Origin of the sequence: Streptomyces rubellus, from assembly GCF_036323805.1 — a bacterium.
Lineage (GTDB): Bacteria > Actinomycetota > Actinomycetes > Streptomycetales > Streptomycetaceae > Streptomyces.
Window position 1 is genome coordinate 102,741 of sequence record NZ_JAZDCX010000001.1, and the last position, 24,419, is coordinate 127,159.

Consider the following 24,419-nt stretch of genomic DNA (forward strand, 5'->3'; position numbering starts at 1 on the left):
CGAGCGCCCTCGTGTGAAGCGGCATACCGTGGGTTAATGTGCCAATCCGGTCGACAAGGGCACCCGGCACCACGACCACCGGCCGGCAGTGACCACGAGGAGGGCGAGAGAACATGGCCAGCAAGGCGGAGAACATCGTCGCCGGACTCGGCGGCCTCGACAACATTGTCGAGATCGAGGGCTGCGTCACCCGCCTCCGCACCGAGGTCGAGGACCCCTCCCTCATCGACGAGACCGCCCTCAAGGCCGCCGGCGCCCACGGCGTCGTCAGGATGGGCACCGCCGTCCAGGTCGTCATCGGCACCGACGCCGACCCCATCGCCGCCGAGATCGAGGACATGATGTAGCCGGACGCAGCCGGCCGACGCACCGTCACCCGGCCCCCGCCGTACCCGGCCGCGCCGTTCCGGAACGGCGCCTCCGCTTGTGCGACTAGGCTCGACGGCATGTCTCGCATCGACGGCCGCACACCCGAACAGCTCCGCCCCGTCACCATCGAACGCGGCTGGAGCAAACACGCCGAGGGCTCCGTCCTCGTCTCCTTCGGCGACACCAAGGTCCTCTGCACCGCCAGCGTCACCGAAGGAGTGCCGCGCTGGCGCAAGGGCAGCGGCGAGGGCTGGATCACCGCCGAGTACGCCATGCTGCCCCGCTCCACCAACACCCGCGGCGACCGCGAGGCCGTCCGCGGCCGCATCGGCGGACGCACCCACGAGATCTCCCGCCTCATCGGCCGCTCACTGCGCGCCGTGGTCAACCTCAAGGCACTCGGCGAGAACACCGTCGTCCTCGACTGCGACGTCCTCCAGGCCGACGGCGGCACCCGCACCGCCGCCATCACCGGCGCCTACGTCGCCCTCGCCGACGCCATCGCCTGGGCCGTCGACCGCAAACTCGTCAAGCCCAAGGCCAAACCCCTCGACGGCACCGTCTCCGCCGTCAGCGTCGGCATCGTCGACGGCGTCCCCCTCCTCGACCTCTGCTACGAGGAGGACGTCCGCGCCGAGACCGACATGAACGTCGTCTGCACCGGAGGCGGCCGCTTCGTCGAGGTCCAGGGCACCGCCGAGGGCGCCCCCTTCACCCGCGCCGAACTCGACAGCCTCCTCGACCTCGCCGTCGCCGGCTGCGCCCAGCTCGACGGCGTACAGCGCCAGGCACTGGGCGCGATCGAGACGGCGTGAGACGGCGGCCCGGAACTTTGCGAGCCCTTTACGCGTCATAGCAGGCACGGGCCGTACGGGTCGAGCCGTACGGCCCGTCCAGGCCCCCGGCAGGTCCATCCGGACCGGCCCAGGAAACCGAAAGGGAGCCCATGCACCGCCGGACAGCACTCGCCGCCCTCACCCCCGTGGCCCTCGTCCTCCCCCTGCTGGGCTGCAGCGCCGTCGAGAACGCGCTGGACTGCGCCAACACCGCCGTGGTCGTCGTCGACAGCGCCGACGCGCTCCAGCAGGCCGTCAACGACGGCGTCGAGAACCCGGCCGAGGTCGACCGCTCCCTGAACCGTATCGACGAGAACCTCGACAAGATCCTCGACAGCACGGACAACCCCGACATCGGCAAGGTCGCCGAGGACCTCCAGCAGGCCGTGGACAACGCCCGGACGTCGGTCGACCAGGGCAAGGTGCCCGACGTCGCCCCCATCGCCGACGCCGCCGACGAACTCACCCGGGTCTGCTCGCCGGGCTGATGCGCCCGGTCCGCCGCGCCGTCAGAAGCACGGGGCGGCCGGAGGGATGAGCCGGACGGGCCGGGATAATCGTTCCCCATGAGCCAGCGTCTGATCCTCGCCACCCGCAACACCCACAAGGTCCGCGAACTGGAGGCCATCCTCTCCGCCGCCGGACTGGACCTCGCCCTGGTCGGCGCCGACGCCTACCCCGAGGTCCCGGACGTGAAGGAGACCGGCACCACCTTCGCCGAGAACGCCCTCCTCAAGGCCCGCACCCTCGCCCAGGCCACCGGCGTCCCCGCCGTCGCCGACGACTCCGGTCTGTGCGTCGACGTCCTCGGTGGAGCACCCGGCATCTTCTCCGCCCGCTGGTGCGGACGGCACGGCGACGACCGGGCCAACCTCGACCTGCTCCTCGCCCAGCTCGCCGACATCGACGACCCGCACCGCACCGCCCACTTCGCCTGCGCCGCGGCCATGGCCCTCCCCGACGGCACCGAACGCGTCGTCGAGGGCCGCCTCCCGGGCACCCTCCGCCGCAGCCCCGCCGGCAGCGGCGGCTTCGGCTACGACCCGATCCTCCAGCCCGACGGCGAGCGGCGCACCTGTGCGGAGCTCAGCCCGGAGGAGAAGAACGCCATCAGCCACCGGGGGCAGGCGTTCCGCGCGCTGGCGCCGGTGATCAGGGAGCTGCTGGGCTGAGGGCGGGCCCCTCCGGGGCCGGGTTCTGTCGACGGCCCGCCCATCCGCCCGATGTTCCCGCGAAGAACGCCGAAGGCCCGGCTCGATGAGCCGGGCCTTCGAAACAAAGGCTGGTGCGGCCGGTGGGATTCGAACCCACACGGGGTAACCCCCACTGGGACCTAAACCCAGCATGACTGCCAGTTCCATCACGGCCGCCGGACCGCACTCATTCTACTGGGATCCCGAGGCCCCGACGGACGGTTCGGCTTCAGCGGGCTGCAAGCCCTCTCTGTCCCCGGCACCATGTGTCGGTGACCGCATGGCAGTTCGGGCACAGATAGCGCAGGTTCTCGAGACGGTTGTCGTGCCAGTCTCCGTTGACGTGATCGATGTGGAGAGTCATGACCGTCTCGCGCCACTTGCCGGGGTTGCCGCAGCCGGCGCATCGGTACGGTACACCGCTTTCCTCCAGGGCCCGGCGCAGCCGGGCGTGGTTCATACGGGGGGCGTCTGCGGGATGTACGCGCAGGACTTCGCCGGCGACCCGATTCGGTCGCCTCGGGCGGATTTCACGCCGAGTACGCCGCTTGAAATGCGAGGTGTCCAATTCGAGCCGGAGTACCTGCCGGTGTACCCGCCGGTGGCTCGCATCGTTGACCGGAAGCCCCAGGGAGCGCATGACATCGGCATAACTCGTACTGTTCGAGACAGCCGCGCGGAGCGGTGCCTCGGCAATGGTGACGCGCGCGTGAGAGAAGTGCGATACATCGACATCCAGTTCGGCGAGCATGCGGCGCAGCGCGGCACGCGATCTGCCGTCGTCGGGGACACCCAGAGAACGCGCCAGCGATCGGATGCTGGTTGCCGAGCCGGCGGCCTCCCTCACTTCCCCGGGCGTCAGAGGCAATTCCACCCGTGAACGGTTGAGTGCGGGGAGGTGACTGGTGTCGATACCGGCGGCGGCGATACGGCGCCGGATGTGGGAGAGCGTCCCCGTCGCGGGGGCCACGCCGAGTTTGGTCACGACTTCGCGGAGCGTGGTCGAACTGGCGACGGCTTCGGCGAGCACCGCGTCGGTGTACTTCTGTCCGGAGCTCTGCCGTTTGAAGTGACCGGTGTCGATGGCGTATTCGGCCACGAGCCTCTGGAGGGCGCGGCGTCTTCCTCCACTGGCCTTGAGGCCCAGCGTGCGCATGAGCTCGACCCATGTGGAGGAGCGGGCAACGGCGTCGGTGAGTTGTTCCCGGGTGTAGCCGGTGGTGGCCATGCCCTTCCCCCTGTCCCCCGGCGACCGGTCCGCGGGCGGTCGGGGGTCGTCCGGTGGTCGCTCGGTCGTTCGTCGCGGACTCGTACTGGTCAACGAGTCCGGCGACGGACGGTTACGCCGGCCGGGTGAGGCAGGGGGAGGGGGAGCGGGTCAGAGCGCGAGGTCCTTGATGAGCTTGGCGACGTGGCCGGTGGCCCGGACGTTGTAGAGGGCCCGCTCGACCTTCCCCTCCTCGTCCACGATCACCGTGGACCGGATGACGCCCGTGACGGTCTTGCCGTACAGCTTCTTCTCGCCGAAGGCGCCGTACGCCTCCAGGACCTTCTTCTCCGGGTCGCTCACGAGGGTGATCCTCAGACCCTCCTTCTCGCGGAACCTCGCCAGCTTCTCGGGCTTGTCGGGGGAGACGCCGATCACGTCGTAGCCCGAGTCCGCGAGGAGGTTGAGGTTGTCGGTGAAGTCGCAGGCCTGCTTGGTGCAGCCCGGGGTGAGGGCGGCCGGGTAGAAGTAGACGACGACCTTGCGGCCGGCGTGGTCGGCGAGCGAGACGGGTTTCCCGTCGGCGTCGGGGAGGGTGAAGGCGGGGGCGGTGTCGCCGGGCTGGAGTCGCTCGCTCATCCGTGGCTCCTCGGTGCGGGGTGCGCGGGGGTACAGGCCGATGTCGTTCCGCAGCCTAGTCAGGATGTCTGGCGGGGGTGGCGTGGGGCATCGGGTGATAAGTAGCTGTCAGACTGTCGGGTAGCCGTTTTGCGGTACGGGGCAGCCCGGTTGGGGCTGACGAGACGGGACGAGACAACGGAGGCGCGCGGTGTCGGAAGCCAGAACTCCCGCGGAGATCGAGGCGGACATCGTCCGCAGGCGGCAGGAGCTCGCCGAGACGCTGGACGAGCTGGCGGTGCGGGTGCACCCGAAGACGATCGCCGGTGATGTGAAGGCGCGTGCGGCCGCGACGGTGGACCGTACGGCGGGCCGGGCGTATGTCGCGGTGAACCGCACGGTGTCCGATGTGCGGGCGAGGTTCACGGACGAGGAGGGGCGGCTGCGGCCGGGGCGGGTGGTGCCGGTGGCGCTGCTGGCGGTCGGGGTGGCCGGGCTGGTGGTGGTCTCGGTCCGGCGTCGGCGCCGGTGAGAGGCCGGAGTGCGGGCTGGGATACGGTCATGGTGTGAGTTCCCAGATGCCCCACCACGACAAGCTGCCCATCCGGATGCTGCACGACCGGGTGCTGGTGCGTACCGACATTCCGGAGGGCGAGCGCCGTTCCTCCGGTGGCATCGTCATTCCCGCCACGGCGGCGGTCGGCCGCAGGCTCAACTGGGCCGAGGTGGTCGCCGTCGGGCAGAACGTACGGACGGTGGAGCCCGGTGACCGGGTGCTGTTCGATCCCGCGGACCGTGCCGAGGTCGAGGTGCGGGGGGTCGCGTACGTGCTGATGCGCGAGCGTGATCTGCACGCGGTGGCGGCCGAGCGGTTGCAGGGGTCGGAGGACTCCACCGGGCTGTACCTGTAGCGGTCGGCCGGGGCCGCGCGCACGGCCGCGCGCACGGCTTCCGGACGGGCGCGGACCGGCCGCGGACGGGGGTGCGTCCGCGGCCGGTCCGTGCTGTTCGGCTGTGCCGTTACGGGGTGGTGGGGCCGGGCGTGGGGTCGGGGGACCTCCGGGCGGGGCCGCTGTCCGCCTCGTCGTCCCGGGATGCCTCCCTCTCCCTCCGCTTCTCCTCCTCTGCCGCTTCCTTCTCCTTCTTCTTCCTGTCCGTTTCCTCGGCCTTGTCTGCTTCCTCGGCCTCGTCCGGCTTCTCCTCCTCGGCCGGGTGCTTCCGGCCGGCGTCGCCGTCCTGCTTCCGCCGGTCGGCGTCGTCCCGGTCCTGCTCCTTCTTCTTCTCCCTGTTCTTCTCGTCCTGTTCGCGGTCCTGCTCGCGGCCCTGCTCCTCGTCGTCCCCCGGGGCGGCCGCCGGGGTCGCGGAGTCGGCGGCCTGGGTGGACTCCTCCTCCGGTGCGGTGTCCTCGTCGGGGGAGGCGCTGGGCGAGGCGCCGGGCATCCTGTGGTGCTTGCCGGGCTTGAGGTCGAACTTCCTCACCGGGGTGCCCCGCAGGGCCTGGGCGGTGTACCGGGTCCAGGTCAGGGTGGGGAAGTCGGAGCCGTTGATGCGGGGCATCCCGGCGGCGCCGTACAGGGACTTGTGGACGCCGGTCTCGGGGTCCTGGCCCATGATGACGACGACGGTGGCCAGGTCGGGGGTGTAGCCGGCGAACCAGGCGGCCTCGTTCTCCTCACCGGTGCCGGTCTTGCCGGCGGCGGGGCGGCCCAGGGCGCGGGCGCGGCTGCCGGTGCCGGCCTCGACGACCTCGCGCAGTACGGCGGTGGTGGAGTCGGCGGCCTGGCGGGAGACGGCCTGCCGGGTGTCGGGTTCGGGGACGGGGATGTTCTCGCCGTTGCGGGTGATCTTCGTGACGAAGGTGTGGTCGACGCGTTTGCCGTGGTTGGCGAGGGTCGCGTAGGCCTGGGCCATGTCGAGGGTGCTGGGGGTGGCGGTGCCCAGGGAGATGGAGGTGTGGGACTCGGCCATGTTGGGGGTGTTCGGGGAGAGGCCGAGGGCGACGGCGGTCTTCTTGACCTTCTCGGGGCCGACGTCGGCGCCCATCTGGGCGAAGACGGCGTTGACGGACTTCTGCATGCCCCTGGTGACCGTGATGCTGCCGAAGTTGGCGTGGTCCTGGTTGTGGGGTGCCCAGTCGGTGGGGCCGTCGGCGCCGATGACCGTGCGTCCGCTGGTGCCGTCGTAGGTGGTGTCGGGGCCGATGAGTTCGCCGCCGCGGGTCCTGGCCCGGTGGTGGACGGCGGCGGCGTAGACGATGGGCTTGAAGGTGGAGCCGGCCTGGTAGTCGCGGCGGGTGGCGTTGTTGACGTACTGCTCGGTGTAGCCGATGCCGCCGTACATGGCGACGACCTCGCCGGTGCCGGGTTCGATGGAGGTGGCGCCGGCGCGGACGTAGTGGTCGACCTCGCGTTCGTCGTCGAGTTGGGAGAGCAGTTCCTTCTCGACGGCTTCGACCAGGGCGTCCTGCCGGGCGCGGTCGATGGTGGTGGTGATGCGCAGGCCGCCCCGGGCCAGTTGCCGTTTGTCGAGGATGCCGCGCTCGACGAGGTTGGTGTTGACGGCTTCGACGAGGTAGCCGCGCTGGCCGGACAGGGCGGTGGGGCGCTTGGCGGGGCGGGGTTCGGGGAATTTCATGGCGTCGCGTTCGGCGGCCTTGAGCCAGCCCTCCTGGACCATGCCGTTCAGGACGTACCGCCAGCGGGCGACGGCGCGGTCCCGGTTGTCGGGGTGGGCGGCGACGTCGTAGAGGTTGGGGGAGTTGAGGAGGGCGGCGAGGTAGGCGCCCTCGGCGGTGGTGAGTTCGGAGGCGTGTTTGTCGTAGTAGGCCTGGGCGGCGGCCTGGATGCCGTAGGAGTTGCGGCCGAAGTAGCTGGTGTTGAGGTAGCCGGTCAGGATCTCGTCCTTGCTGACCCGGTGGTCGAGCTTGAGGGCGATGAAGAGTTCCTTGGTCTTGCGGGTGAGGGTCTGCTCCTGGCCCAGGTAGTAGTTCTTGACGTACTGCTGGGTGATGGTGGAGCCGGACTGTTTGCCCTCGCCCTGGAGCATGTTCCAGCCGGCCCGGATCATGGCGGTGATGTCGATGGCCGACTGGTGGTAGAAGTTGCGGTCCTCGGCGGCGAGTACGGCCTGGCGGGTGCTCTCGGGGATGTCGTCGAGTTCGACCTTCTGCCGGTTGACCTCGCCGTCGCGGGCGAACTGGGTGCCGTCGGAGTAGAGGTAGACGTTGTTCTGGGCGGCCGCCACGGCGTTGGGGTCGGGGATGTCCACGAGCAGGTAGCCCGTGAGCAGTCCGCCGGATGCCAGCAGGGCGGTCAGTGCGGCGGCGCCGAAGGCGATCCGTCCCTTCCTTCCGGTGGGCAGCAGCCGTTCCAGGCCGCCGCGCTGCGGTTGCTCGTCGCCGGTCGGCTCCTCGCCGGGTGGCTCCTCGCTCTCACTCATGGCCGCGGGCTCCTTGTCGGTTCCTGTCACCGTGGTGATTCGGGTGAGTTTGTCGGTTAAGTAGCCGTAGGACACTTTTGCACCATATGTCGCGGTCAGCGAGGGCAGGTCACACCTGTGGCGGTGCGGAACGGGGCGGAGGGGGTGCGGCCGGTGCCCGGTGGCGCCTCTAAATGACTGGCCGCCGTGCCTGCGGGTGGCTAAGCTCTCACGCTCCGCCACCACCCGGGAGGGCGAAGAGGCCCGGGGACCGCCGCCGACACCCGGGGAGCCGTTCAGTGCGTGCCGCACGTCTCTGTCTCGCGGTCGCGAGCGGTGGTTTCCGCCGTCATGCCACCTACCGGGTGGCGACCGCCGCCGGGGTGTTCACCAACACCGTCTTCGGTTTCATCCTCTCCGCCACCTTCGTCGCGCTGTGGAACGAGCGGCCCGCGCTGGGCGGTTACGACCAGGCGCAGGCGCTGACGTTCGTGTGGACGGGGCAGGCGCTGCTGGCGGCGCTGGCGCTGATGGGCGGGGGGTTCCAGGAGGAGCTCCAGGAGCGCATCCGTTCGGGGGATGTGGTGGTGGACCTGTACCGCCCGGTGGATCTCCAGCTGTGGTGGCTGGCGACGGATCTGGGGCGGGCGGCGTTCCAGCTGCTGGGGCGGGGGGTGGTGCCGATGACCTGCGGGGCGCTGGTCTTCCCGCTGGCGCTGCCGGCCGATCCGCTGGTGTGGGCGGCGTTCGGGCTGTCGGTGCTGCTGGGCTCGCTGGTGGGCTTCGCGGTGCGCTATCTGGTGGCGCTGGCCGCGTTCTGGCTGCTGGACGGTTCGGGGGTGAATCTGATCAGTGCGCTGCTGTGTGTGTTCCTGTCGGGGCAGTTGCTGCCGCTGACGGTGTTCCCGGGCGGATTCGGCGAGGTGGTGCGGGTGCTGCCGTGGGCGGCGATGCTCCAGGTGCCGGCCGACGTCCTGCTGGGGGAGCACCGGGGGGCGTCCCTGGTGGCGGCGCTGGTGTTCCAGGGCTGCTGGGCTGCGGTGCTGCTGGCGCTGGGCCGGGTGGTGCAGTCGGCCGCCACCCGCAAGGTGGTGGTGCAGGGTGGCTGAGGGCGTGCGGTCCGGCCGGTGGGGGCGGCCGGCCCCGCTGTGGCCGGGGGTGCGGGCGTACGGCCTGATCGTGGCGATGTGGGTGCGCTCGACGATGGCCTACCGGGCGTCCTTCGCGCTGATGGCGGTCGGGAACCTGCTGGTGACCGGCCTGGAGTTCGTCAGCGTGATGATCATGTTCTCGCACGTCGACGTGCTCGCCGGGTTCTCCTTCGCGGAGGTGGCGTTCCTGTACGGGACGGCCGGAGTCGCGTTCGGGATCGCCGATCTGCTGCTGGGCTCGCTGCAGCGGATCGGTTCCCGGGTGCGGGACGGGACGGTGGACACGCTGCTGGTCCGTCCGGCGCCGGTGCTGGCCCAGCTGGCGGCGGACCGTTTCGCGCTGCGCCGGCTGGGGCGGGTCTCCCAGGGGCTGGGGGTGCTGGGCTGGTCGCTGACGCGGGTGGAGGCGGACTGGACGCCCGGCCGGGCGGCGCTGCTGGTGGTGACGGTGGTGAGCGGTGCGGCGATCTTCGGGGCGGTGATGGTGGCGGGGGCGGCGTTCCAGTTCTGGGCGCAGGACGCCTCGGAGGTGCAGAACGCCTTCACCTACGGCGGCAACGTCCTGCTGCAGTACCCGCCGACGGTCTTCGCCCAGGAGCTGGTGCGCGGGGTGACGTTCGTGGTGCCGCTGGCCTTCGTGAACTGGCTGCCGGCGCTGCGGATGCTGGGCCGGGACGATCCGCTGGGGCTGCCGGGGTGGGTGGACTTCGCCTCGCCGGCGGTGGCGCTGCTGTGCTGGGTGCCGGTCGGGCTGGTGTGGCGGGCGGCGTTGCGCGGTTATCGGAGCACGGGGAGCTGACGAGGGGTGGACAGGATGGACGGGGCGGGCGGTGCCGGGGACGGCTTCATCGAGCTGGCGGGTGTGGAGAAGGTCTTCCGGGTGCGGCGGCGCACCGGCCGCGGCCGGCGCCGTGAGGTACGTGAGGTGCGGGCCGTGGACGGGATCTCCTTCCGGGTGCCGCGCGGCGCGATGGTGGGTTACATCGGGCCGAACGGGGCGGGGAAGTCCACCACGATCAAGATGCTGACGGGGGTGCTGACGCCCAGCGGCGGCCGGATCCGGGTGGCGGGCGTCGATCCGTCCCGGGAGCGCACCCGGCTGGCGCGGCGCATGGGAGTGGTGTTCGGGCAGCGCACCACCCTGTGGTGGGATCTGCCGCTGCGTGACTCGTACGCCCTGGCGCGGCGGCTGTACCGGGTGCCCGGGGCGCGCTGGCGGGAGAACCTGGCGCGGTGTGTGGAGCTGCTGGAGCTGGACGGTCTGCTGGACGTCCCGGTGCGGCAGCTGTCGCTGGGGCAGCGGATGCGCGGTGACATCGCCGCGGCCCTGCTGCACGACCCGGAGGTGCTCTACCTGGACGAGCCGACGATCGGGCTGGACGTGGTCAGCAAGGCGCGGGTGCGGTCCTTCCTGCGGCAGGTCAACGCCGAGCGCGGGGTGACGGTGCTGCTGACCACCCATGACCTGACCGACATCGAGCAGCTGTGCGACCGGGTGATGGTCATCGACCACGGCCGTCTGGTGTACGACGGCTCCCTGGCGGGTCTGCACCGGGTGGGCGGCGGCGAGCGCACGCTGGTGGTGGACCTGGCGCGGGAGGCGCCGCCGATCCGGATCGAGGGGGCGCGGACGGTGCGGGTCGCGGGGCCGCGCCAGTGGCTGGCCTTCCCGGCGGACGCGAGCGCGGCGCTGCTGGTGGCGCGGATCGCGGCGGAGTACTCGCTGGTGGACCTGTCGGTGCGGGAGCCGGACATCGAGGACGTCATCGCGCGGATGTACGAGCGGGGTACGGCGGTCCGGGGGGCGGCGGAGGGACCTGCGGAGGAACGTGCGGGAGAGGCGGCCGGGGAGGTCCCGGCGGGCTGAGGGAGGCGGACCGGCCCCCGCCCCGGCCCGGGGCCCGTCAGTCCCAGGCGGCGAGCTGCAGCCGCAGCGCGAGGCGCAGCCGGGGCGAGGAGAGGTCCACGGGCATCACCTCGCCGATTCCGCGCAGCCGGTAGCGCAGGGTGTTGGGGTGGATCCGCAGGACACGGGCGGCCTGCCGCGGATCGCCGTAGTGGTCCAGCCAGGCCGCCAGGGTGGGCAGATGGGAGGTGCCGTGCTCCCGGTCGTGGTCCCGCAGGGCCGTGAGCGGGTTGCCGGGCAGGCCGGGACCGGCCGCGACCGCGGCGCGGGCCCGTTCGAGTACGACGGCGTCCCAGGCGTCCTCCAGGGTGACCAGTGCGTCCGCCGGGGTCTCGCGGTCCTCGTGGTCCCCGCGGTCGCGGGCCGGCCGTCCCGCGGTGAGCAGCCGGCCGAGTTCGGCCGCCTCGGCCCGGGAGCGCGGCAGCTCGGCCGGTGAGTGCGCGAGTCCGCCCGCCGCCGCGTGCGGGCCGGAGCCGGGCGGGCGGGTCCGGGCGAGCAGCTGCCGCAGCCAGTCCAGCGAGCCGGGCTCACCGCCCGGCGGCCCGCCCCGCGGGGAGTCGGTGACCACGGCGAACAGGAGGCCGCCGAGGTCGGTGAGCAGCGGCTGGTGCCAGCCGAACCGGCGCACGACCGACTCCCACACCTCCAGCCGCAGCCGCGGGTCCGGTGCCTCGCCGGGGTCGGTCAGCCGCACCACCCGCCACGGCCCGGCGGGAAGCGCGGGCACGCCCCCGGGCGGGCCGCCGGTCTCCGGGGTGCCGCCGCGCAGCGCCGTGCGCAGGGCGCCGGCCGTCAGCCGCCGCGCGATGTCGGCCTCCGCGCGCAGCCGGAGCAGCTGGAGGGCGAGGACGGAGGCGAGGCCGGTGAGCTCGCGCACCCGGTCGGCCGGTACGGGCCGCCGGGCCACCACCCAGACGGAGCCGAGCCACTCGTCGCCGGCCCGTACCGGGACGACCAGCCGGGGCAGGGTGCCGTCCGGCCCGGCGGGGGCCATGACGGGGTCGTCGGAGCGGGCCAGTCTGCGGAAGACCCCGGCCGCGCGGTAGTGGGCGAGGAGGTGCGGGGGCACCCGCCGTCCCACGATGGTCGACATCCGTGCCGCGTCGGCGGTGTCCTGGTGGGCGGAGTGGGCCAGGACCCGGGAGCGGGCGTCCTCGATCGTCACCGGGGCGTCGGCGATCTTCGCCGCGGTGTCGGCCAGCGCGAACAGGTCGTGGTGCGTTCCCCTCACCTCCGGGACCGCCGTGTCCGGGGCCGGTGCGCGGTCGACCACGCCCCGCAGCAGCCACACCAGATGGGTCCAGGAGGCGTGCCGGCCGAGCTCGATCAGGGCCGTGTCCAGGTCGCGGGCGGTGCGGACGACGCGGGGGTCACCGGCCGGGGGGTCGCGCAGCACCACGCCCGCCGCTCCGGCCGCCGCCACCCGCCGCAGCAGGCCGACGGCCGCCTCGGGACCGGTCAGGCCGGTGCCGAGGACGAGTTCGCCGGGCCGGCCCGCGCTGTCGTCCGGTTCGGCCAGGACGATGTCGTGGACCTCCGTCCCCCGGCCCGGGACGACCACCCGGAGCAGCCCGGGGCCCAGGGACTCCGCCAGGTCGGCGGCGGTGATCACGGCCGGCTCCGGTCGGCGGCGAAGACGGTGGCGGTGACGGTGGCGGTGGCGGTACGGCGGCCCGCCGGCGGGGCCGCGGAGAGGACGCGCATGCCCCCATCCTGCCCCGCCGTTCTGTGCGCCGGGAACCAGATCGTCCGCCCGGGCAGTGCTCACGGCACAAAGACGTCCGGCAGCGCCGCCCGCACCATCGGAGGGACTCCGGCCGGGAGGGCCGAGCGGGCCCGAGGGGCCGAGGGGACCGAGAGAGAGGCATCCGTCATGACGTCCGCTGCTTCCGGTGCGCGCCCGGGCCGGGTCGCCGTCGTCGGCGCCGGCATGGTCGGACTGTCCACCGCCTGGTTCCTGCGGGAGCACGGGGTGGAGGTCACGGTCTACGACCGGGAGGGGGTGGCCGCCGGGGCCTCGTGGGGCAACGCCGGGTGGCTCACCCCGGGGCTGGTCGCCCCGCTGCCCGAGCCCGCCGTCCTGCGGTACGGGCTGCGCGCGGTGCTCAGCCCGGCCTCGCCGGTCTACGTCCCGCCCAGCGCCAGCCCCCGGTTGCTGAGGTTCCTGGCCGGTTTCGCCCTGCACAGCACCGCCGCCCGGTGGCGGCGGGCGATGGCCGCGCTCGTCCCCGTCAACCGCATGGCACTGGAGAGCTTCGACCTGCTGGCCGCGGGCGGGGTGGCGGCGCCGACGGTCGAGGCCAAGTCCTTCGTCGCGGCGTACCGCACCGCGCGCGAGCGCGCCGCCCTGCTGGAGGAACTCGCGCAGCTGCGCGCCGCGGGCCAGGACGTCGACCACGACGTCCTCGACGGCGAGGCGGCCCGCGAGGCGGAGCCGGCCCTGTCGCCGGAGATCGGCGCGGCGGTCCGGCTGCACGGGCAGCGTTACATCGACCCGGGCGCGTTCGCCCACGCGCTGGCCGCTTCCGTCCGCGCCCGCGGCGGCGGGATCCGGGCGGGCGCGGCGGTGACCGGGGTGCACCACCGGTCCGGCGGGGTGGCGGTCGAGCTGTCCGACGGGACCTCCGCGCGCTTCGACGCGGTCGTCCTGGCCGGCGGAGTGTGGCTGGGCGAGCTGGGCGCGCGGTTCGGCATCCGCCGCGTCGTGCAGGCCGGGCGCGGCTACAGCTTCAGCGTCCCGGTGGAGCGGGAGCCGGCCGGGCCGGTCTACTTCCCCGCCCAGCGGGTCGCCTGCACACCGCTGGGCGACCGGCTGCGGGTCGCGGGGATGATGGAGTTCCGCCGCCCCGGCGCACCGCTGGACGGCCGCCGGATCAAGGCCGTCACCGAGGCCGCGCGGCCGCTGCTGCGGGGCGTCGACCTGGACGCGCGCCGGGACGAGTGGGTCGGCTCCCGGCCGTGCACCGCCGACGGTCTGCCGCTGATCGGCGTCACCCGCTCGCCGCGGGTCTTCGCCGCGGGCGGGCACGGCATGTGGGGCGTCACCCTGGGGCCGGTGACGGGCCGGCTGCTCGCGGAGCGGGTGGCCACCGGCCGGGAGCCCGCCGAGCTGGCCCCCTTCGACCCGCTGCGCTGACGGCTCCCGCCGGGGCGCCCCCGCCGGGGCGCCCCGCCGGGCCGCCGTCCCGGGCCCGGGTCCCGCCCTCAGTGCCCCGCCTGCTCCGCGGCCGCCCGCACCCCGGCCCGTGCCCCGCCGCGCGGCGGGGCCGCGCCGAGCAGTGCCGGGTCCACCGCCTCGGCCATCGCGCGGAAGCCGGCGTCGTTGGGGTGGACGTGGTCGCCCGAGTCGTATGCGGGGCGCAGCCGCTCCGGACGGCCGGGGTCGCGCAGGGCGGCGTCGAGGTCGACGACCGCGTCGAAGCCGGTGTCGCCGCGGAGCACGCGCTCGTTGACCTCCCGCCGTACGGCCTCCAGCCGCGCGGAGTGCTTCGGGTGCCCGCCGAACGGCAGCAGTGTCGTCCCGACCACCCGCAGTCCGTGCCGCTGGGCGCGCCGGGCCAGCTCCGCCAGGCCGGCGGTGATCCGGGCCGGATCGGTCTGGTGCGGTGCCTTGAGAATGTCGTTGATGCCGAGCTGGACGACCAGGACCTCGGCGCCGGTGTGGGAGAGCACGTCCCGCTCCAGGCGGGTCAGGGCGGCGGGTCCGTTGGCGGGGGAGCGGCGCGGGGCGTCGCGCAGGATCCGGTTGCCGCTGACGCCCTGGTTGAGGACGGTGTAGCGGGGCGCGCCGGGCTCGGTGCGCAGCCGGTCGGCGAGGAAGTCGGTCCAGCGGTGGTCGGCGCCGAAGGTCGCGGTGATGCCGTCAGTGATGGAGTCGCCGAGCACCACCACGGCGCCCTCGGCCCGGTCCGTCCACACGTCCACGGCGGTCACGTAGCGCCAGTGGGTGGTCCGCCCGGTGTAGGCGGCGCCGGAGACGTCGGCGGCCCGGTCGCCGCGGGCCAGGTAGCCGGTTTGCCGGGCGAAGCGGTGGTGGGTGACGGGACCGGAGGCGGCGGGGGTGTGGAGGGTGACGAGCAGGCCGGAGTCGGCGGGTACGTCCAGCCGTACCGCGTCGCTGGTGAGCTCCGCCCCGGCCGGTACGGTCACCTCCGGGTGGGTGCCGAAGGTCAGGCGGCGCATGGTGCCGGGTACGGCGGCCGGTCCGCCGGGCGTCGCGGCCAGGGCGACGGTGGCGTGGGCGACGACCAGCGGACGGGTGCCGAACAGGTTGGAGAGGCGCACCCGGGCGGCGCTTCCGCCGGCCGAGAGGTGCACCACGTTCCGCAGGGAGGCGTCCGGGTGGCCCTCGGGAGCGCCCGGCTCGGCGGACACCGGGGCGGCGGACCAGGCGCCGACCCAGGTGCCGGAGGCCACCGGCGCCACCGTGGTGCCGGCGCGCGGCGTACCGCCGCCGGCCCCGACGAAGATCGCCGCGGAGACCAGGACCGCGACGGCCGCGAGCCCGGCCAGCAGCGGGTAGCCCGTACGCCGGGCCATGGCGCGCCCGGCCCCCGGCGGTGTCCCCGGGTGCCCTCGGTCGTACACGGTGCGGTCCCCCCTCCGGGCCCCTGCCGGGCCCGTCGAGCCATGAGCCGGTGGCGGCGCCCGCCCGTGCGCCGTGTGCCCGTCGCGCCGTGGAACCCCGCCTGCCTCCACAGACGCCCGGGGCGCCCCGAACGTTGCCTTCGCGCCCCGGGAGCGGTTCCCTGTGACAATTGCGCCGGGGACGGGGAACGGGTGGAGCATGGAACGGACGAGGACGGACGGCGGCCCCGCGCACACCGCGCTGGAGGCACGGACGGCGGACGGCACGGCGGGCGGCACACCGGGAAGGCCCCCGGGTGGCCCGCCCGGCCGGCCGGTGTTCGATCCGGCCGCCTTCACGGCGGCCGACGAGGAGAAGCAGCGCGGGGTGCGCCGGATGAAGGCCATCGCCACCGGCGCGCTGCTGGTGGCGGCCCTGGTGTTCGCGCTGGCCACCTGGGCGGAGAACCGCGGGGCGGGCGCCTGGGCGGGCTATGTGGCGGCCGCCGCCGAGGCGGGCATGGTGGGCGCGCTGGCGGACTGGTTCGCGGTGACCGCGCTGTTCAAACGCCCGCTGGGGCTGCCGATCCCGCACACCGCGATCATCCCGACGAAGAAGGACCAGCTCGGCCGCAGCCTCGGGGACTTCGTCGGCGACAACTTCCTGGCCGAGGAGATCGTACGGCGGCGGCTGCGCTCGGTGGGCATCGGCGGCAGGCTGGGCGCCTGGCTCGGCCGGCCCGACCACGCCGACCGGGTCACGGCCGAGCTGGCGACCGCGCTGCGCGGGGCGCTGACCGTGCTGCGGGACAACGACGTGCAGGCCGTGGTGGGCGAGGCGATCACCCGCCGCGCCCACGCCCGGGAGATCGCGCCCGGTCTGGGCCGGATGCTGGAGCGGATCGTCACCGACGGCGGCCACCGCCGGATCGTGGACCTGGTGTGCGCGCGGGCCTACGACTGGCTGGTCCGGCACCAGGACTCGGTGATGGAGGCGGTCGCCGGCGGCGCCCCGGGCTGGACGCCGCGCTTCGTGGACCGCAAGGTCGGTGAGCGCGTCTACCGGGAGCTGCTGCGCTTCGCCGGCGAGATGCGGGACATGCCCGACCATCCGGCGCGCGGGGCGCTGGACCGCTTCCTGCGGGACTTCGCCGGCGACCTGCAGAACGACCCCGAGACCCGGGCCCGGGTGGAGCGGCTCAAGTCGGAGCTGATCTCCCGGGACGAGGTGCAGGAGCTGATCGGCTCCGCCTGGGCCTCGGTACGGGCCATGGTCGTCGCGGCGGCCGAGGACGAGCGCAGCGCGCTGCGGCTGCGGGTGCGCGCCTCGGTGCTGTCGCTGGGCAAGCGGCTGTCGGCGGACGGCGGGCTGCGGGGCAAGGTCGACGGCTGGATCGAGGGGGCGGCGGCGTACGTCGTCACCACCTACCGCCACGAGATCACCTCGCTGATCACCGAGACGGTGGAGAGCTGGGACGCCGAGCACACCTCCCGCAAGATCGAGGCGAACATCGGCCGGGACCTGCAGTTCATCCGGATCAACGGCACGGTGGTGGGCGCCCTGGCGGGTCTGGCGATCCACACCGCGACCCATGTGCTGGGCGGCTGACGCGGCCGTACCGCGCCCGTACCGCGGCTCGCGGTGCCCGGGAGGGCAGCCCCCGCGGTACGGGCGGGCAGCCCCGCGGCGCGCGGTGAACCCGCCGGGGGACGCCCGCGTCATCCCGGTTGCACGCCGGTGGCCGCCCACACGGCCCGAGGCGCGCACGCCGGCCGGAGCACGGTGGCCAGGGCATGGACAACGCTGCGCTCCGGCCGGCCCCGCACCGGGGCCGGGCGCCGCCCTGTCCGTACCGGCGGTGCCCTCCGGCTGACCGGCGGCCCGCCCCCGCAAAAGAGAGCACTGGATGCGCGGACACCTGCCGATCGCCGTGACGGCCTGCCTTCTCCTGGCGGGTGCCACCGGGTGCGGTGGCCAGGAGGGCGGCGGCGCGCCCCGGGCGTCGAAGGCGGCCGGGACGAACGGAGTGGCGGAGCTCGGCCCGCGCCGTATCGCCGAGCGGGCCGGGGCGGTGCTGGCGGACGCCCCGTCGCTGCGGGCGGTCGTACGGACCCCGGACGTCGGGACGGCCGACCTCGCCGCGGACGACCGGGGCAACTGCGCCGGGACGATGTTCGGCGGCGGGGACGGCGGGGACGGCGCGGCACGGCTGGTACGGCGCGGCGGCACGGTCTGGGTGCGGCCGAACGACGCCTACTGGGAGTTCCTCGGCGAGGCCGGTGACAGTGCCCGGGCCAAGCGGGAACTGCTGGACGGCCGCTACATCAGGGGTCCGGCGGACCCGGAGAAGGCGGTGTACGGCCAGGTCGCGCTGCTGTGCGACCTGATCCTGATCACCGGTGAGCTCATCGCCGCCGTCCTGGAGTCCGACACGCTCGCCAAGGGGTCGCCCACCGAGGTCGGCGGCGTACGGGCCGTGCCGGTGACGGGCACCTCCGAGGGCGGCGCGACCACGCTGTTCGTCGCGCTCGACGGCGAGCCCCGCCCGGTGCGGCTGACGCGGGAGGGCGGCGGCGGCACCGAGACGTACGAACTGCGCGACTACGGCCGGCCGGTGCCGGAGGGGGTCCCCTCCCGGGGCGAGAGCCTCGACGAGGCCGAACTGCTCGGCGCGGACGGACCGGCTCCCGCGGCGTGAACCGCTCCGGGGAGCGGACCTGACCTGGCTGGCCGGTTTCCGGCCGGAGAAACCCCCGGGCCGCCGGTGAACCCGCCGGCCGCCGTCCCCGTCCTCCAGGGTGTACGCCGGGGTCGCCCACACGGCCGGCGGCGTACGGCCGGGACGCGGCCGCGGTCCATGGACCCGCCGCCGCGCACCGGCCCGCTCCCGGGGACGTCCCACCCGGTGGCGACCGGAACCGGCCCCCGGCCGCTCTCGCGGCGGCCGGGGGCCGGTTCCCGCGCGGTGGTTCCGGTCAGGGCTCCGGGCGGTGCTCAGGACCGGCCGGAGGCCGGGTCCCGGTCCGCGGCCGTGAGCCGGACGGTCCGGCCCTCGGCGGCCGACACACGGGCCGCCTCCAGCACCCGCAGGGCGTCGGCCGCCTCGCGGGCCGTGACCGGGGGCGCGGTGCCGTCCCGGAGAGCCGCGGCGACGGCCGCGTAGTACGCGGGGTAGTCGCCGTCGAGGGACGGCACCGGACGCGTCTCGTCCCCCGCGCCCAGCACACCCCACGCCGCCTCCGGCTCCACGCCCCACCGGGCCCCGGCCACCGGCCGGGCGCCCGCGCGCAGCGCGTCCTCCTGCGGGTCGAGGCCGTGCTTGACGTAGGCGGCCCGGCTGCCCAGCACCCGCAGGCGGGGGCCGAGCCGGGCGGCGGTGGCGCTCACCCACAGGTGGGAGCGGACCCCGCCGGCGTGGCGCAGGGCGAGGAAGGTGTCGTCGTCGGTCTCGGAGCCGGGGCGGCGGGCGTCGGACTCGGCGTAGACGGACTCCACCGGGCCGAACAGGACGATCGCCTGGTCCACCAGGTGGCTGCCCAGGTCGTACAGCAGACCGCCGGCCTCGGCCGGGTCGCCGGACTCGCGCCAGCCGCCCTTCAGGGCGGGCCGCCACCGCTCGAAGCGGGACTCGAAGCGCCACACCTCGCCCAGTTCGCCCTGTTCCAGCAGCCGGCGCAGGGTGCGGAAGTCGGCGTCCCAGCGGCGGTTCTGGAAGACCGACAGCAGCAGTCCGCGGCGCTCGGCCAGCCCGGCCAGTGCCTCGGCCTCGGCGGCGGTGGCCGCCAGCGGCTTGTCGACGACGACCGCCAGGTCCGCCTCCAGTGCCCGGGTGGCCAGTTCGACGTGGGTGCGGTTGGGGGAGGCGACGACGACGAGGTCCAGCTCGCCGGCCCGGTCGAACAGCTCGCGGGAGTCCGCGGCGGTGCGCAGGTTCTCGCCGTGCTCGGCGCGGGCCTGCCGCTGCCGTTCGGGGTCGGAGGTGACGACGGTGTCCAGGACGAGTCCGTCGGTGGCGGCGATCAGCGGTGCGTGGAAGACGGCGCCGGCCAGGCCGTAGCCGATCAGACCGACGCGCAGGGGGCGGGAAGTGGTGTCCATGGGGTCACCCTCGCATCCGGCGCGGACGGCGGCACACCGCCCCCGGCACGGGTGGGCGGCCGGTCCGGGCCGGGTACGCGGTGGCTACCCTGGGGCGGTCGGCGCAGCACGAAGCGGTGTGCGGCAGCCGCACCCACCGAGGCGTACGACAGGCAGGAGTGACTGATGGCGGAGCGCAAACCGATCGAGTCGTGGCTCACCGACATGGACGGCGTCCTCGTCCACGAGGGGGTGCCGATCCCCGGGGCCGACGCCTTCATCAAACGGCTGCGGGAGACCGGCAGGCCGTTCCTGGTGCTGACCAACAACTCGATCTACACGCCCCGCGACCTGCACGCCCGGCTCAAGCGCGGTGGTCTGGAGGTGCCGGTGGAGAACATCTGGACCTCCGCCCTGGCCACCGCCAAGTTCCTGGAGGACCAGCGGCCGGGCGGCACCGCGTACGTCATCGGCGAGGCCGGGCTGACCACCGCCCTGCACGACATCGGGTACATCCTCACCGACACCGAGCCCGACTACGTCGTCCTGGGCGAGACCCGCACCTACAGCTTCGAGGCGCTCACCAAGGCGATCCGGCTGATCAACGACGGGGCGCGGTTCATCGCCACCAACCCCGACGAGACCGGGCCGTCCGCCGAGGGCGCGCTGCCGGCCACCGGATCGGTCGCGGCACTGATCACCAAGGCGACCGGGCGCGAGCCGTACTTCGTCGGCAAGCCCAACCCGCTGATGATGCGGGCCGGGCTGAACGTGATAGGCGCGCACTCCGAGTCCAGCGCGATGATCGGCGACCGGATGGACACCGACGTGCTGGCCGGGCTGGAGGCCGGAATGGAGACCTTCCTCGTCCTCACCGGGCTGACCGGGACGGCCGACATCGACCGCTACCCCTTCCGGCCCTCCACGGTCGTGGACTCGATCGCGGACCTCGTCGAGCGGGTCTGAGCGGGTCTGACCGGGGCCGGACGGGCCGGGCCCCGGTCAGACCCGAACGGAGCAGCTTTCGCCGGTGCCGGGATGCGGCCGGGGACCGCGCGACGGATCTTCGGAGTACCGATCCGGAGGTTCGACATGGGCACCTGCACGGTCACCGTCCGCACCGCACGGTCCGGCACCGTACGCTCCGCGCCGCGCGCCCTGGCCGTGGCGCTCACCGTCTGCGCCGCGGTGGCGCTGGGCGCTCCCGCCGCCGCGGCCGCCGGGAGCCCGGCCGCCGAGAGTCCGGGCACCGGGAGCCCCCGGGCCTCCGCGGACGGGGCGGAGGTACGGGTCGTGCCCCGGAACGTCCGTCCCGGCACCGAGGTGGAACTGCTGGCCGCCGCCTGCGAGGGCACGGCGGGGACCGCCCGCTCCGCGGCGTTCGTCACCGACGCGCTGCTGGCTCCCGCGCCCGGCGGCGGACTGCGCGGGGAGGCGGCCGTCCGTTCGGACACCGAGCCGGGGAAGCACCGGGTCACGGTCGAGTGCGAGGGCGCCGGGAAGGGCGCCGGGGCCGCACTGACCGGTCTGGTGACGGTGGACCCCAGCGGTGGCGGCGGTGACGGGGACGGGACCGCGGGCGAGCCCTCCGCCCGCCCGTCGGCGGCGCCCTCCGCCGATCCCTCCGCGGATCTGCCGGAGGGCCCCGCCGAGAGCCCTGCCGAGAACACCGCCGAGAGCCCCGCCGGGGACACCGCCGGGAGTCCGGTCGCCCCCGTGCCGGCCGGTGGCGGCGGCACCGCCGGGGACAGTGGGCCCGGCGCCCTCCACACCGCCCTGGGCGCCGCCCTGGCGGGCGCGGTCGGTCTGGTGGTGGCCTGGCGGGCGGTCCTGTCGCGGCGCCGGGCCCGCTCCCACGGCACCGACGGCTGACCGGGCCGGCCGTGTACGGAGGATACGGCCGGCCCGCGGACGGCGAGCCGCGCGCCTCCTCCGCCGGCCGGCTGGCGGCGGCGGTGGTGTGGGCCGTGCTGCTGACCGCCGTGTGGCTGTGGGGACGGGAACTGTCCGATCCCGCCGCGGTGGCGCCGCCGGACCCGCGCCCGGGCAGCGGCGCCCGGCACGACCCGGCCGGCGGTACGGACGGCGCCTCCGGCCGTACGCTGCCCGCCGCCCACGCCCCGCTGCCGGCGGCCGAACCGTGGCGCGTCGACATCGAGGCCGCCGGCGTCCACGCCCGGATCGTCGAACGGGGCCTGGACAGCGAGGGCGCGGTCCGGCCGCCGCCGATGGACACCCCCGGGGTGGTCGGCTGGTACCGGGACGGCCCGGAGCCGGGGACCGAGGGCGCGGCGCTGCTCGTGGGCCATGTGGACACCGACCGCGGCCCGGCGGTCTTCCACCGGCTGGCGTCGGTGCGGCCGGGCGACCGGGTGCGGGTGACCCGCGCGGACGGCACGGTCGCCGAGTTCACGGCCGAGGACGTCTCGGTCGCCGAACGCGCCGACTTCGACCCGGCGAGGGTCTACGGCGCCCGCCGCGCCGGCCGTGCCGAGCTGCGGCTGATCACCTGCACCGGGGACTTCGACCGGGACAGCCGCTCCTACACCGCCAACCTGGTGGTCTCCGCCTACCTCACCGGTGTCCGGCCCGCGCGGGAGCCGGACACCGGTGCGCTGGAGTGGCAGGGCTGATGACGGGACTGACGGGGGCGGCTCAGGCGGCCGTGCCGCCGCCCGTCCCCGCCGTGCCGCCGGCCCCCGCCGCCCGTGCGGCACGCAGGCCGAGCAGGCCGAAGGCGATCCCCAGGGCCGCCCACAGCACGGCGTGGGAGGCCAGCGAGAGCATCCGGAAGTCCCACAGCAGCCGGGCGTCCACCGCCACCGGATCGGGGTTGCCCGGCAGCAGGAACAGCGCCGCGCCCGTGGCCACCACCGCGCCGGCCACGGCGAGCTGGCGCACCGGCGCCTCCCGGTCGGCCAGCCGCCGGTGGAGCTGCCGGGCGAGCAGCATGCCCAGTACGCCGACCGCCAGCGCGGCCAGCCACAGCACCTGGCGCTCCTGGACGGTGCCGCCGTCGCCGACCCCCGGCGGGTTGGCCGGATAGCGCAGTCCGGGCAGCAGGGACAGGGCCGTGAAGCCCGCTCCCGCCAGCAGCAGGGACCTGCTCCAGGGCCGCTCGGTCAGGGCGTCGGAGCGGTGGAGCAGGGCGTAGGCGACGGCGAAGAACACACCCAGCGCCAGCCCGACGACCACCGCGGTCACCACCAGCCCGAAGTGCTGGGTGCCGCGCGAGAACAGTTCCTCGTGGTGGGCCGTCACGCCCGTGGCGCCGTGGGTGTGCCGTTCCGCCTCCTGCGCGATGGCCCGGTCCATCAGCGGTTCGGCCAGCAGCAGGGAGAACAGCCCGGCGGCCAGCCCGGCCGGACCGCCCGCGGCCAGCCCCCGCCTGAGCAGGGGCAGCACGGGACGGTCGGCGGTGCGGGCCGCGGGGCTCCGGACGGGATCCTGAGAGGTCACCGCGGTCATGGTGCGGTTCCGCTCAGTGGCAGGGGGCACCGAACAGGTGCCGCCCGTCGTGTGCGAACTCGTGCAGGTACGAGCCGGTGGCGGAGACGAGCTGGCCGTTGTCCACGAAGACGGCGTAGAGCGCGATGAGCGCGACGACGACCGCGGCCGCGGCGATCGTCCAGTCCCGGGCCCGGCCCGTGGCGTCGGCGACGGCGGTGCCGTCGGCCGGGATGCCTGCCGTGGTGCCGGCGGTGTGCGGGGACATCCGCGATTCCTCCTCCTGGGGTTTCCACGCCCCATTGACGGGAGAAGCGACGGGCCAGTTCCTGACTCCCCGGGCCCGTGGGGCCGCGGGTCACAGTGGCGGGACCGTCCCGGACTCGCACCGGGTTCCTGCGCACCGTCGCCTCGATATGAAGATGTGCTCGGTCGGAGGTTCCCAGCCCATCCGGAGGCTGTCAATGTGCCAGGATGGTCCGACCGGTTTGTGCCGATCCAAGGGGGAGTGGATGTACGGCTGCCATACCGGCCGGCGGCCCGGCGCCGCGCGGTTCCGGCGAGCGGCCCGGGGGGCCGTGGTGGGGGTCCTGGTGCTGGTTACGGGCTGTTCCGGGCTCTTCGGGGGGAGTTCCTCCGAGCGGCCGGACGGGTCCGGCGAGGGGACGGCCCCGGTGGGGCAGCGGCCCGCCGGACAGGTCCCGTACTGGGTCAACCCCGAGGGGACGGCCGTCCGGCGGCTGGCCGAGCTGCGCCGTGCCGGGCGGGAGGAGGAGGCCGGGCTGATCGAGCGGATCGCCGCCCAGCCCGTCGCCGAGTGGATCGGCACCGACGATCCCGAGGGGCAGACCAGAGAGCTCACCGAGGCCGCGGAGCGGGCGGACCGCACCGCCCTGCTGGTCCTCTACAACATCCCGCACCGCGACTGCGGTCAGTACTCGCAGGGGGGCGCGGCGGACGGCGACGCCTACCGGGCCTGGCTCGACGGCGTGGCCGAGGGCATCGGGGACCGGTCCGCCACGGTGATCGTCGAGCCCGACGCGCTGCCGCACGTCCTGGACGGCTGCACTCCCCGGGAGTTCCACGAGGAGCGGTACGCGCTGCTGGGCGAGACCGTGCGGCGGCTCAAGGACCTTCCGGGGACGACGGTCTACCTGGACGCGGGCAATCCGCGCTGGATCCGGGACCCCGGCGCGATGGCCGGGGCGCTGCGGCGGGCGGGTGCCGACCGCGCGGACGGCTTCGCGCTCAACGTCTCCAACTACCGGACCACGGAGGAGAACGTCGCCTACGGCAGGCGGCTGTCGGCGCTGCTCGGCGGCAAGCACTTCGTGATCGACACCAGCCGCAACGGCAACGGGCCGGCCGACGGGGCCGGCGGCGCGGGGGACGCCGAGAGCTGGTGCAACCCGCCGGGCCGGGCGCTGGGCGAGGCGCCGACGACGGACACCGGTGAGGAACTGGTGGACGCCTATCTGTGGATCAAGCGCCCCGGGGAGTCGGACGGCACCTGCAAGGGCGGTCCGAAGGCGGGCGCGTGGTGGGAGGAGTACGCGCTCGAACTGGCCCGCAACGCGGGGGGGGGTAGGGCACCGTGCCGGACGCGCGCCCGGCGCGCGTCCGGCTCCCCG

The 24,419-nt window shown here is 74.5% G+C and carries 23 protein-coding genes, 1 tRNA gene, 1 pseudogene and 1 riboswitch; of the genes and pseudogenes, 16 read left to right on the forward strand and 9 right to left on the reverse strand.

The features are described from left to right. The first annotated feature begins 113 nt into the window (after positions 1-113). The 4 genes from V1L54_RS00405 (at position 114) to rdgB (ending at position 2,377) form a co-directional block, all read left to right on the forward strand. The gene (locus V1L54_RS00405; RefSeq protein WP_330115763.1) at positions 114-347 is read left to right on the forward strand and encodes a PTS sugar transporter subunit IIB; all 234 of its coding nucleotides are present in this window, start codon (positions 114-116) and stop codon (positions 345-347) included. A 99-nt stretch (positions 348-446) separates the two neighbouring features. Further along, on the forward strand, positions 447-1,184 hold the full coding sequence (gene rph, locus V1L54_RS00410; protein ID WP_330115764.1) for a ribonuclease PH: 738 nt from the start codon (positions 447-449) through the stop codon (positions 1,182-1,184). A gap of 131 nt (positions 1,185-1,315) precedes the next feature. Then, positions 1,316-1,693: a hypothetical protein gene (locus tag V1L54_RS00415; RefSeq protein WP_330115765.1), complete on the forward strand. Its 378-nt coding sequence runs from the start codon at positions 1,316-1,318 to the stop codon at positions 1,691-1,693. Between the two features lie 78 nt (positions 1,694-1,771). Further along, complete coding sequence (gene rdgB, locus V1L54_RS00420) at positions 1,772-2,377, forward strand: RdgB/HAM1 family non-canonical purine NTP pyrophosphatase (RefSeq protein WP_330115766.1); 606 nt, start codon at positions 1,772-1,774, stop codon at positions 2,375-2,377. Between the two features lie 111 nt (positions 2,378-2,488). Here the strand turns inward: rdgB and V1L54_RS00425 are convergent. The 3 genes from V1L54_RS00425 to bcp form a co-directional block, all read right to left on the reverse strand. Next, positions 2,489-2,575 (reverse strand) — tRNA-Leu (locus V1L54_RS00425). 52 nt (positions 2,576-2,627) lie between these two features. Next, positions 2,628-3,626, reverse strand: coding sequence for an HNH endonuclease signature motif containing protein (locus tag V1L54_RS00430; protein WP_330115767.1), 999 nt, complete (start codon positions 3,624-3,626; stop codon positions 2,628-2,630). 150 nt (positions 3,627-3,776) lie between these two features. Beyond that, on the reverse strand, positions 3,777-4,244 hold the full coding sequence (gene bcp, locus V1L54_RS00435; protein WP_330115768.1) for a thioredoxin-dependent thiol peroxidase: 468 nt from the start codon (positions 4,242-4,244) through the stop codon (positions 3,777-3,779). A gap of 190 nt (positions 4,245-4,434) precedes the next feature. Here bcp and V1L54_RS00440 point away from each other — a divergent pair, with 190 nt between their 5' ends. Together V1L54_RS00440 and V1L54_RS00445 are read left to right on the forward strand one after the other, a co-directional pair. Further along, positions 4,435-4,755 carry a DUF3618 domain-containing protein gene (locus V1L54_RS00440; RefSeq protein ID WP_330115769.1) on the forward strand — a complete coding sequence of 107 codons (321 nt, stop codon included), beginning with the start codon at positions 4,435-4,437 and terminating at the stop codon, positions 4,753-4,755. A 46-nt stretch (positions 4,756-4,801) separates the two neighbouring features. Further along, complete coding sequence (locus V1L54_RS00445) at positions 4,802-5,134, forward strand: GroES family chaperonin (RefSeq protein ID WP_330116104.1); 333 nt, start codon at positions 4,802-4,804, stop codon at positions 5,132-5,134. A gap of 109 nt (positions 5,135-5,243) precedes the next feature. On the opposite strand, the gene V1L54_RS00450 is transcribed toward V1L54_RS00445, so the two are convergent. Then, complete coding sequence (locus V1L54_RS00450; protein ID WP_330115770.1) at positions 5,244-7,661, reverse strand: transglycosylase domain-containing protein; 2,418 nt, start codon at positions 7,659-7,661, stop codon at positions 5,244-5,246. Between the two features lie 278 nt (positions 7,662-7,939). Between V1L54_RS00450 and V1L54_RS00455 the strand changes: the two genes are divergently transcribed. The 3 genes from V1L54_RS00455 (at position 7,940) to V1L54_RS00465 (ending at position 10,658) form a co-directional block, all read left to right on the forward strand. Further along, positions 7,940-8,749 (forward strand): ABC transporter permease, encoded by an 810-nt coding sequence (locus V1L54_RS00455; protein ID WP_330115771.1) that lies wholly within the window; start codon positions 7,940-7,942, stop codon positions 8,747-8,749. A gap of 76 nt (positions 8,750-8,825) precedes the next feature. After that, positions 8,826-9,590, forward strand: a complete 765-nt coding sequence (locus V1L54_RS00460; protein ID WP_330116105.1) for an ABC transporter permease — start codon at positions 8,826-8,828, stop codon at positions 9,588-9,590. 15 nt (positions 9,591-9,605) lie between these two features. Beyond that, positions 9,606-10,658 carry an ABC transporter ATP-binding protein gene (locus V1L54_RS00465; RefSeq protein WP_330116106.1) on the forward strand — a complete coding sequence of 351 codons (1,053 nt, stop codon included), beginning with the start codon at positions 9,606-9,608 and terminating at the stop codon, positions 10,656-10,658. Positions 10,659-10,695: 37 nt separating this feature from the next. On the opposite strand, the gene V1L54_RS00470 is transcribed toward V1L54_RS00465, so the two are convergent. Continuing rightward, complete coding sequence (locus V1L54_RS00470) at positions 10,696-12,309, reverse strand: PucR family transcriptional regulator (protein WP_330115772.1); 1,614 nt, start codon at positions 12,307-12,309, stop codon at positions 10,696-10,698. Positions 12,310-12,570: 261 nt separating this feature from the next. Here V1L54_RS00470 and V1L54_RS00475 point away from each other — a divergent pair, with 261 nt between their 5' ends. Beyond that, a complete protein-coding gene (locus V1L54_RS00475; RefSeq protein WP_330115773.1) occupies positions 12,571-13,833 on the forward strand; it encodes an NAD(P)/FAD-dependent oxidoreductase in 1,263 nt (420 codons plus the stop codon). A 68-nt stretch (positions 13,834-13,901) separates the two neighbouring features. Here the strand turns inward: V1L54_RS00475 and V1L54_RS00480 are convergent, their stop codons facing one another. Further along, on the reverse strand, positions 13,902-15,236 hold the full coding sequence (locus V1L54_RS00480; protein WP_330115774.1) for an SGNH/GDSL hydrolase family protein: 1,335 nt from the start codon (positions 15,234-15,236) through the stop codon (positions 13,902-13,904). A gap of 247 nt (positions 15,237-15,483) precedes the next feature. On the opposite strand from V1L54_RS00480, the gene V1L54_RS00485 reads away from it, so the two are divergent. Both V1L54_RS00485 and V1L54_RS00490 read left to right on the forward strand, forming a co-directional pair. After that, positions 15,484-16,872 carry a DUF445 domain-containing protein gene (locus V1L54_RS00485; protein ID WP_330115775.1) on the forward strand — a complete coding sequence of 463 codons (1,389 nt, stop codon included), beginning with the start codon at positions 15,484-15,486 and terminating at the stop codon, positions 16,870-16,872. 298 nt (positions 16,873-17,170) lie between these two features. Beyond that, positions 17,171-17,962 (forward strand): hypothetical protein, encoded by a 792-nt coding sequence (locus V1L54_RS00490; protein WP_330115776.1) that lies wholly within the window; start codon positions 17,171-17,173, stop codon positions 17,960-17,962. A gap of 296 nt (positions 17,963-18,258) precedes the next feature. Here V1L54_RS00490 and V1L54_RS00495 read toward each other — a convergent pair whose 3' ends face one another. Then, positions 18,259-19,362, reverse strand: a complete 1,104-nt coding sequence (locus V1L54_RS00495) for a Gfo/Idh/MocA family oxidoreductase (protein ID WP_330115777.1) — start codon at positions 19,360-19,362, stop codon at positions 18,259-18,261. 165 nt (positions 19,363-19,527) lie between these two features. Here V1L54_RS00495 and V1L54_RS00500 point away from each other — a divergent pair, with 165 nt between their 5' ends. The 3 genes from V1L54_RS00500 to V1L54_RS00510 all read left to right on the forward strand — a co-directional run bounded on the left by V1L54_RS00500 (position 19,528) and on the right by V1L54_RS00510 (position 21,974). Further along, positions 19,528-20,307, forward strand: a complete 780-nt coding sequence (locus tag V1L54_RS00500; protein WP_330115778.1) for an HAD-IIA family hydrolase — start codon at positions 19,528-19,530, stop codon at positions 20,305-20,307. A 126-nt stretch (positions 20,308-20,433) separates the two neighbouring features. Further along, on the forward strand, positions 20,434-21,213 hold the full coding sequence (locus V1L54_RS00505) for a hypothetical protein (RefSeq protein ID WP_330115779.1): 780 nt from the start codon (positions 20,434-20,436) through the stop codon (positions 21,211-21,213). An 11-nt stretch (positions 21,214-21,224) separates the two neighbouring features. After that, the gene (locus tag V1L54_RS00510) at positions 21,225-21,974 is read left to right on the forward strand and encodes a class F sortase (protein WP_330115780.1); all 750 of its coding nucleotides are present in this window, start codon (positions 21,225-21,227) and stop codon (positions 21,972-21,974) included. Positions 21,975-21,996: 22 nt separating this feature from the next. Here the strand turns inward: V1L54_RS00510 and V1L54_RS00515 are convergent, their stop codons facing one another. Beyond that, on the reverse strand, positions 21,997-22,809 hold the full coding sequence (locus tag V1L54_RS00515) for a CbtA family protein (protein ID WP_443076410.1): 813 nt from the start codon (positions 22,807-22,809) through the stop codon (positions 21,997-21,999). A gap of 13 nt (positions 22,810-22,822) precedes the next feature. After that, positions 22,823-23,056, reverse strand: coding sequence for a CbtB domain-containing protein (locus V1L54_RS00520; RefSeq protein WP_330115782.1), 234 nt, complete (start codon positions 23,054-23,056; stop codon positions 22,823-22,825). A gap of 34 nt (positions 23,057-23,090) precedes the next feature. Beyond that, positions 23,091-23,211, reverse strand: a riboswitch (cobalamin riboswitch). A gap of 89 nt (positions 23,212-23,300) precedes the next feature. Here V1L54_RS00520 and V1L54_RS00525 point away from each other — a divergent pair. Further along, positions 23,301-24,365: pseudogene (locus tag V1L54_RS00525) on the forward strand (glycoside hydrolase family 6 protein); the annotation flags it as partial. Positions 24,366-24,419: the final 54 nt, after the last annotated feature.